Source organism: Ciceribacter ferrooxidans (genome assembly GCF_004137355.1).
GTDB lineage: Bacteria > Pseudomonadota > Alphaproteobacteria > Rhizobiales > Rhizobiaceae > Allorhizobium > Allorhizobium ferrooxidans.
Map to the genome: position 1 here is coordinate 1 of NZ_SDVB01000162.1, position 259 is coordinate 259.

The 259-nt window shown below is 35.5% G+C and carries 1 protein-coding gene; it reads right to left on the reverse strand.

What is annotated here, in order from left to right; all coding sequences use genetic code 11:
• On the reverse strand, nucleotides 1-214 hold a 214-nt coding region (locus EUU22_RS25530), incomplete at its 3' end, for a hypothetical protein (protein ID WP_205687854.1).
• Nucleotides 215-259: the final 45 nt, after the last annotated feature.

Sequence of the window (259 nt, forward strand, 5' to 3'; positions counted from 1 at the left end):
GCTGTATTTGTGCTTTGTCGTAAATGATGTCGTAAGGTTGAATAGCCTTAATTCGTTCTGATGCACTTAATTGTTTATCTAGAAATTTACCTGCTGCCGTATTTACCGTTTTTACATATTGATCTACCTCGCGGATGAGAGAGGCCTTTGCTGAATTCTGCCCGAAGGCGACGGCAGAAATTAACATCAGTATAAAAAAAATAATCAGTTTCATGATAATGTTTAAGGTTTATTCGTTGTTCAATATGGAAAAAAATCA